This is a genomic window from Actinokineospora sp., assembly GCF_050699995.1.
GTDB lineage: Bacteria > Actinomycetota > Actinomycetes > Mycobacteriales > Pseudonocardiaceae > Actinokineospora.
Map to the genome: position 1 here is coordinate 1 of NZ_JBOHGC010000244.1, position 7,854 is coordinate 7,854.

Consider the following 7,854-nt stretch of genomic DNA (forward strand, 5'->3'; position numbering starts at 1 on the left):
CCAGTTCGAGGCGGAACGAGTCGGGGACCTTCGGGTTGATCTCGAAGGCGTGCCCGAGGCCGAGCAGCTCGTCGGGCAGCCCGGCCTCGTGCGCGAAGCGCTCGTTGAGCAGCTGCGAGACGGTGACGGTGTGCGCGGCGTCGACGGCGTCGGCGGTGGTGAGGTAGTTGTCCTCGCCGGTGTTGATGATGATCCCGGCGCGCGCGTGGACCTGGCGGGAGAACCGCTGGTCGACGAAGGTGCGGATCGGGTTGATGTCGCGGAAGAGGATCCCGTACATCGAGTCGTTGAGCATCATGTCGAGCCGTTCCAGGCCCGCGAGCACCGCGATCTCGGGCATGCAGAGGCCTGAGGCGTAGTTGGTGAGCCGCACGTAGCGGCCGACCTCCTTGGACACCTCGTCCAGCGCGGCTCGCATGATGCGGAAGTTCTCCTGGGTCGCGTAGGTGCCCGCGAACCCGTGGTGGGTGGCGCCCTCGGGGACGTAGTCCAGCAGCGACTGCCCGGTGGAGCGGATGACGGCGATGATGTCGGCGCCGGCGCGCGCGGCGTTGGCGGCCTGCACGACGTCCTCGTCGATGTCTCCGGTCGCCACGATCAGGTAAATCCAGGGGCGCCGGGGCGGCTCGCCGAGCTTGGTGACGAGCTTGTCGCGCCGGCCGCGGTTGCGGTCGACCGTCCGCAGGCCTTTGGCGACGGCGACGCGGGCGGCCTTCGCGGCGGAGGTGGCGGCGCGGCCGGTGGGGATCGTGAACTGGATCTGCCCGGCGGCCGTGGCCTCGGCGAGTTCGGTGAGGCTGCCGAGGTCGTGCTCGCGCAGCGCGTGGAACACCGGCAGCGTCACACCGTGTTCGAGGCCGCAGTGCTCGCGGACGGTGTCGACGACCCGGTTGACCCAGGGCACGTCACCGGCGCGGTGGGTGGTGTCGGCCCCGGTGATCCCGGCCAGGCGCAGGGTCGCGCGTTCGACGGCGACCGTGGTGTGGGCGCGCGCGAGGTCGATGACCGGCGCGGCGGCCTTGGCGGCCAGGCCGCGCGCGGTGGCGACGACCTTGGGGTCCAGGTCCAGCAGGGCCCGAGTCTGGCTCACTGGTGGTGCTCCTCGCGGTGGTGGATTGTGCGACCGCGGAGGACGGTGCGCAGGCAGACGGGAAGTTCGGCGCCGGGGTGCAGCGGCGGCAGGGCCGGGACGCGGGAACGCGGGTCGGTGGACCAGCGCTGCACGCGGGAGTCGGGGGTGGCGGTGACGAGTTCGGGGGCGTCCCAGATGGCGTAGGTCGCGGGGGCGCCGGGCTGCAGGGTCCCGGTGATCCCGTCGTCGACGCCCGCGGCGCGCCAGCCGCCCTTGGTGTGTGCGGTGAACGCGGCCCGTGCGGAGAGTCCGTGGCCGTCGGTGCGGTGGTGCACGGCGGCTTGGACCGTGGCCCAGGGGTCGACGCGGGTGACGGGGGCGTCGGACCCGAACGCGAGGATCACACCGGTGGCGGCGAGGCGGGAGAACGGGTTGAGCGTGGTGCCGCGTTCGCCGAGGCGTTCGGTGTACATGCCGTCCGGTCCGCCCCAGGTGGCGTCGAACATGGGCTGCACGGACGCGACGACACCCCACTGACCGAGCCGGTCGGCCTGCTCCGCGGTGACCATCTCCAGGTGTTCGAGGCGGTGCCGGGACCCGGCGAGGGCTTCGCGGCCGACGGTCTTCTCCGCGATCGCGAACCCCTCGATCACCTCGGCGACGGCGCTGTCGCCGATGACGTGGAACCCGGCCTGGATGCCCGCCTCGGTGCAGATCCGCAGGTGCTCGGCGATGGCGGGCGCGTCGAGGTAGAGGGCCCCGCTGGTGTCCGGGGCGTCGGTGTACGGGTGGCAGAGGGCGGCGGTCCGGGAGCCGATCGCGCCGTCGACGAACAGGTCGCCTGCCAGGCCGCGGGCGCCGAGGCGGGCGGCGAGTTCGGCGGAGCCGCGCTCGCCCCAGTAGCCGACGACCTCGGGGCCGTCGATGCGGGCGAGCAGGTCGGTGAAGTCGTCGGTGCCGGAGATGTCGGGACCGGCGCACTCGTGGACCGAGGCGATGCCCATTTCCGCGGCGTGGCGCAGGAACGCGGTCTGCGCCTCGGCGCGCTGGGCCGGTGTGATCGTGGCCAGGGCCGCCCGGCGGACCCGGTGGTGGGCGTCCTTGCTCAGCGGGCCGTCGGCGCTGAACCCCTCGGCGCCGCGGGCGTGCTCCAGCAGCGCCGAGGACACCAGCGCGGAGTGCACGTCGATGCGTGAGAGGTACACGGGCGCGCACTGCGCGGCGGCGTCGAGTTCGGCCCGGGTGGGCGTGCGCCGCTCGGGCCACGTCGTCTCGTCCCACCCGTGGCCCCAGACCAGCGCGTTGCCGGTGCGCTGGACGTGGGCGCGGACGGCGTCGAGGCACTCGGTGAGCGTCGCGCACCCGGTCAGGTCGAGCCCGGTGCGCAGCAGCCCCGCGGAGGTGGCGTGCACGTGGGCGTCGACGAACGCGGGCGCGACGAAGGCGCCGTCGAGGTCGACGGTCTCGTCGGCGCCGGAGTACATCGTGCGGCCGACGGAGTCCTGGCCGAGCCACACCACGATGCCGTCCTCCACGGCCATGGCGGTGGCGTGCGGGTCGGCCGGGGAGTGGATCTTTCCGCCGGTCAGCAGGGTGGTCCGGGGGTGCGCGGTGGTCATGGTCAAGCAGTCTGCCGTTCGCGCGACTCGAACAGGGCGCGCACCCCGGGCTCGGCGCGCAGCAGGTCGAGGGCGAACTCGGCGTGACCTGGGACGTAGCCGTTGCCGATGAGCATGCGCACGTCGGCGGCGAGCCCTTCGGCGCCGAGCGCGGCGGCGGCGAACGACGTGGCCATCGAGAAGAAGATCACCGTGCCGCCCTGGGCGGTGGCGAGGACCGCGCCGTGCTCGCAGCCGGGGACGTCGACGCAGACGACGGTCACGTCGACCGGGGTGCCGACCGCTTCGGCGACGGCCAGGGGGTCGCGGGCGTCGGCGATGACGACCTCGTCGGCCAGTCCGGCCGCACGCACGGCCTCGGCTTCGCGTTCGGTGGGGACGAGCGCCACGACGCGTCCCGCTCCGGCGCGGCGCGCGGCGACCAGGGAGAGCGAGCCGGACTTGCCGCCGCCGCCGAACACGCAGACCGACGCGCCTTCACCGGCGTCGCGGACGACGCGGTCGGTGAGGGCGGGCGCGCCGCAGACGTCGAGGACGGACAGCGCGAGGCCGTCGGGCAGGTCGTCGGGCAGGACGGCGGCGATGGAGCGGCCGAAGAGGACCGCGGTGCCGGTGCACGGGACCTGCTCACCTTCGCCGTCCCAGTCGGCGAGGCCGTCGGTGATGCGCAGCGGGGTCAGGGTCAGGGAGACCAGCGTCGCGATCCGGTCGCCGACCTTGAGGTCCAGCGGCGACTCGGGGCCGACCGCGGCGACGGTGCCCAGGAGCATGCCGCCGGACCCGGTGACGGGGTTCTGCATCTTGCCGCGCGCCTCGACGATGGCCAGCACGGCCGCGCGGACCGCTTCGCCCGTGCCGTGTTCTTCCCGGAGTTGCCGGTAAGAGGCGGCGTCGAGGTTGAGCTTCTCCACGGCGACGACGACCTCATCGGCCCGGGGTGTCGGGTCGGGGTCGAGCCGTTGTGCCTGCTGGGGCAGCACCCCGGCGGGTTCGAGGACGCGGTGCAGCCCGTACGGCGACACAGGGCGGGCTTCCGTCAAGGCAACCTCCGTAAGATTTACGTCGTTCGAGTCGTATGGCAGCATATCTTTACGCCACCCGAACGGCGAGGAGCACATATGACTGCCCTGCGTGTTGCAGAGCTGAAGCCGGCGACCCCGGCGACGACGGTGTCCGACGCGGTCCACCAAGCCGGTGAACAGCCCTATGAGTACGTCCGGCGTGAGCTGGTCGAACCGGATTGGCGGCGGTTCCCGGGCTGGTCGAAGGTCACCGACGCCCAGTGGCGTGACGCGCAGTGGCAGCGGGTCAACTGCGTCAAGAACGCGAAGCAGCTGCGCGCCGTCGTCGGCGACCTGCTCGCGGAGTCGTTCTACGAGGAGCTGGCCGCGGACCAGCAGCAGCTGGCCACGATGTCGATGCTGCTGCCACCGCAGATGCTCAACACGATGGCGCCCACCGCGGAGACCACGACGCCGGAGTTCACCGAGGCGTTCTTCGCCGACCCGGTGCGCCGCTACATGCTGCCGGTGCGGTCCGACCGCGACCCGCAGTGGCCGTCGCACCCACACTCGGAGCGCGACTCGCTGCACGAGGCGGAGATGTGGGTGGTGGAGGGTCTGACCCACCGCGACCCGACGAAGGTCCTCGCGGAGATGCTCTCGACGTGTCCGCAGTACTGCGGCCACTGCACCCGGATGGACCTGGTCGGCAACTCGACGCCGCAGGTGGAGAAGCACAAGCTGACCCTGAAGCCGGTGGACCGCTACGACCAGATGGTCGACTACCTCAAGCGCACCCCGGGCGTGCGCGACGTGGTCGTCTCCGGCGGCGACGTGGCGAACGTGCCGTGGAAGCAGCTCGAGTCGTTCCTGATGCGGCTGCTCGACATCGAGACCGTCCGCGACATCCGCCTCGCCACGAAGGCGCTGGCGGGTCTGCCGCAGCACTGGCTGCAGCCGAGCGTGGTGGAGGGCTTGGAGCGGGTGGCCCGAACGGCCGCGCGCCGCGGGGTGAACCTGGCGATCCACACCCACGTCAACCACGTGCAGTCGGTGACCCCGCTGGTCGCGGAGGCGGCGCGCACGGCGCTGGAGGTCGGCGTCCGCGACGTCCGCAACCAGGGTGTGCTGATGCGCGGGGTCAACGCGACCCCGGAAGCGCTGCTGGACCTGTGCTTCGCGCTGCAGGGCGAGGCGAACATCCTCCCCTACTACTTCTACATGTGCGACATGATCCCCAACGCCGAACACTGGCGGGTCGCGGTGTGGGAGGCGCAGGAACTGCAGCACGCGATCATGGGCTACCTCCCCGGCTACGCCACACCCCGGATCATCTGCGACGTGCCGTATGTGGGTAAGCGCTGGGTCCACCAGCTCGCCGAGTACGACCGCGAACTGGGCATCTCGTACTGGACGAAGAACTACCGCGCGGGCACGGAACGCATGGAGGCCGAGGAAGCCGCAGCGATCCTGAGCCGCCGCTACCCGTACTACGACCCCATCTCCACCCTCGGCGCGACGGGACAGCAGTTCTGGCGGGACAACCCGGAGCACCAGGCGTGAGCAGGCGCGCCCCGACCAGGTGAGGTCTGGTCGGGGCGCGCTATAGGCCCAGTATCACCGTCCTTCGCCGCGTCCGAACGCGACGTCGCCCGCGAGGGCGGGCAGAAATCCAACCTGGTTTGGTGGTCTCTCGTGCTGCAGATCGCCTTTCCCGCCGGCGGGTTCGATCCGGAAGAACTTGCCCCGCACGAGGGCGCCCACGCGATCTAGGCGCTGTTCGACCTACTCGATGAGTTCCTGGCGCGCGATTCATAGCTCCTGGCGGGCGCGGTTATGGTGTGCGGGCCTCGGCCGTTCAAGGCCGGGGCGTTCGTCTGTTCACACCACACTGGGGATTCCATGCGATCGTCACTCATCCGCGCCCTCGGCGTCTTTCTTGTGGCCCTCAGCGGCACCTCTTGCGCAGGCGCGGGCACTGCCGCCGCGCCAAGCTCCGGAACTTCATCAGCGACCACTTCGTCGTCGGCCCCGGCCACCACCTCCGCCGCCCCGGTGCCGCTGATCGCACCGATCCCTCCAGGTGCGGGATGGACGGTGATCCCCGACCTGGCCACGGGGTTCGCCGTGTCAATGCCCCGGAAGGTGACTCCTGACGAATCGGTCACGGAGCCCCCACAGCGGGTGTACACGTTGCCATTGGGCACGAGGGCACGCGCCGACCTCACCGTGGGGTTCATGGAGACGGTGGTCAAGCCGCGCGACCTGGAGGCGCTGGTCCGAGCGAAGGCGGACACGCTAAGGGACGCGGGTGCGACCGATGTCGCGATCACCGACGTGAAACCGGCGCTTGTCGCGGGCAAGTTCGCCGCCTACGACTTCACCACCTCGTACACCTACAAGAGCACGAAGTCGGTGATGTGGTCCCGCTACATCGCCGGTCCCAAGAGCCTAGTAGTTGTGACCACCGTGGTGACCGGCGACGCTACCGCCGCTGAGCCCGCGGCCACGATGCGCGAGTACCACCAGCGCACGGTCGACAGCGTCCGCGAAGTCTGAAGCCGCCACTCGGGCCACGCCAATCATCGGATGATCCTGCCGCGCTCTTTCGCTGAGCGGCCCGGTGCGCAAGACTCGCGCAAACCCTGCCGCCGAACCACGCGGCGAGATGACAGAAGGAGACCAGGGCGTGCTCATCCGTAGAAGTCGGACGCTCGCGGCCACGTTGGTGGCTGCCGCGGCCATGGGTCTGATCGCGACCGGGGTTGGTCCCGTGTCCGCGGCGCCCGTGTCGCAGAGCGCGGACATCGCTGATCAGCTTCGGGCGATCCCCGGGCTGACCGTGGTGTCCGAATCCCCTACCCCGCCCGCTGGGTACCGGTTCTTCATGCTCACCTACAACCAGCCGGTCGACCACCGCGCCCCCTCGGGCCTGCGGTTCGAACAGCGGTTCCAGCTGCTGCACAAGGCCACCGACCGGCCGATGATCCTGCACACCACCGGCTACAACATGCCGGCGAACGCGTTCCGCTCGGAGCCGACCCGGCTCGTCGACGGCAACCAGATCTCCGTCGAGCAGCGGTTCTTCAGCCCGAGCCGCCCGGACCCGGCCGACTGGGACGACCTGAACATCTGGCAGGCCGCCACCGACCACCACCGCATCGTCGACGCCCTCGACTCCGTCTACGCGCAGAAGTGGATCTCCACCGGGGCCAGCAAGGGCGGCATGACCTCGGTCTATCACCGCCGCTTCTACCCCGGTGACGTCGACGGCGTCGTCGCCTACGTCGCGCCGAACGACAAGATGAACCGCCTCGACGGCGCGTACGACAAGTTCTTCGACACCGTCGGCACCGACGCGGACTGCCGCGCCCGGCTCGACGGTGTGCAGCGGGGGGCGCTGACCAGGCGCACCGAGATGCTGGAGAAGTACAAGGCGCACGCGGCGGCCGACGGGATGACCTTCAACCAGGTCTTCGGCGACATCGACAAGGCGTTCGAGATGGTCGTCCTCGACACCGCGTGGGCGTTCTGGCAGTACTCGAAGCAGGCGGACTGCGCGACGGTGCCCGCGGCGACGGCCACGACCGATGAGCTCTACACCTTCATCGACAACGTCAGCGGCTTCTCGTTCTACTCCGACCAGGGGATCCTCCCCTACGCGCCGTACTTCCGGCAGGCCGCGACCCAGCTCGGTTGGCCGTCGCTGACCTTCGACCACCTCAGGGGCCTCACCAAGTACCCAGGGCTCTACCAGGCGAACTCGAGCCTGCCCGAGAACCTGCGGGCCCGGCACGACGCGTGGCCGATGCTCGACATCGACTCGTGGGTGCGGACCCGGTCCAGCGAGATGCTGTTCGTCTACGGCCAGAACGACCCGTGGGGCGCTGAGCCGTTCGTGCCCAGCGGCAAGGACTCGTTCACCTACACCGCGCCGGGCGCCAACCACGGGGCGAACATCGCCGCGCTGGTCCCGGCCGAGCGGGACGCCGCCACCGCGGCGCTGCGCCGGTGGGCTGGTGTGGCGGTTCCGACCGTGCAGTCGTCGCAGTCGGCCGACATCACGGTTCCCGAGGTCACCGACCTCGACCGCGCGGAGCCGCGCAACCTGCGTCGCCCGCTGTAACCCCTGAAGAATGGACGTGCCCCGGCGGATCATCCC

Annotated in this window: 6 protein-coding genes; 3 read left to right on the forward strand and 3 right to left on the reverse strand. The window is 70.8% G+C overall.

Annotation, left to right across the window (positions count from 1 at the left end):
* The 3 genes from ACRDSQ_RS12900 to ACRDSQ_RS12910 all read right to left on the reverse strand — a co-directional run.
* A partial coding sequence (locus ACRDSQ_RS12900) for a lysine 5,6-aminomutase subunit alpha TIM-barrel domain-containing protein (protein ID WP_431421212.1) occupies window positions 1–1,090 on the reverse strand: 1,090 nt, incomplete at its 3' end.
* Complete coding sequence (locus ACRDSQ_RS12905) at window positions 1,087–2,691, reverse strand: amidohydrolase (RefSeq protein WP_431421214.1); 1,605 nt, start codon at window positions 2,689–2,691, stop codon at window positions 1,087–1,089. The genes ACRDSQ_RS12905 and ACRDSQ_RS12900, both read right to left, overlap by 4 nt.
* Before the next feature lie 2 nt (window positions 2,692–2,693).
* Entirely contained in the window at window positions 2,694–3,731 is a 1,038-nt protein-coding gene (locus ACRDSQ_RS12910) for an L-erythro-3,5-diaminohexanoate dehydrogenase (protein ID WP_431421215.1), read from the reverse strand.
* 78 nt (window positions 3,732–3,809) lie between these two features.
* Here ACRDSQ_RS12910 and ACRDSQ_RS12915 point away from each other — a divergent pair, with 78 nt between their 5' ends.
* From ACRDSQ_RS12915 to ACRDSQ_RS12925, 3 genes are all read left to right on the forward strand, one after another.
* Window positions 3,810–5,255 carry a KamA family radical SAM protein gene (locus ACRDSQ_RS12915; RefSeq protein WP_431421216.1) on the forward strand — a complete coding sequence of 482 codons (1,446 nt, stop codon included), beginning with the start codon at window positions 3,810–3,812 and terminating at the stop codon, window positions 5,253–5,255.
* A gap of 675 nt (window positions 5,256–5,930) precedes the next feature.
* Complete coding sequence (locus ACRDSQ_RS12920; RefSeq protein ID WP_431421217.1) at window positions 5,931–6,251, forward strand: hypothetical protein; 321 nt, start codon at window positions 5,931–5,933, stop codon at window positions 6,249–6,251.
* Window positions 6,252–6,381: 130 nt separating this feature from the next.
* Window positions 6,382–7,818, forward strand: coding sequence for a S28 family serine protease (locus tag ACRDSQ_RS12925; protein WP_431421219.1), 1,437 nt, complete (start codon window positions 6,382–6,384; stop codon window positions 7,816–7,818).
* The last annotated feature ends 36 nt before the right edge of the window (window positions 7,819–7,854 follow it).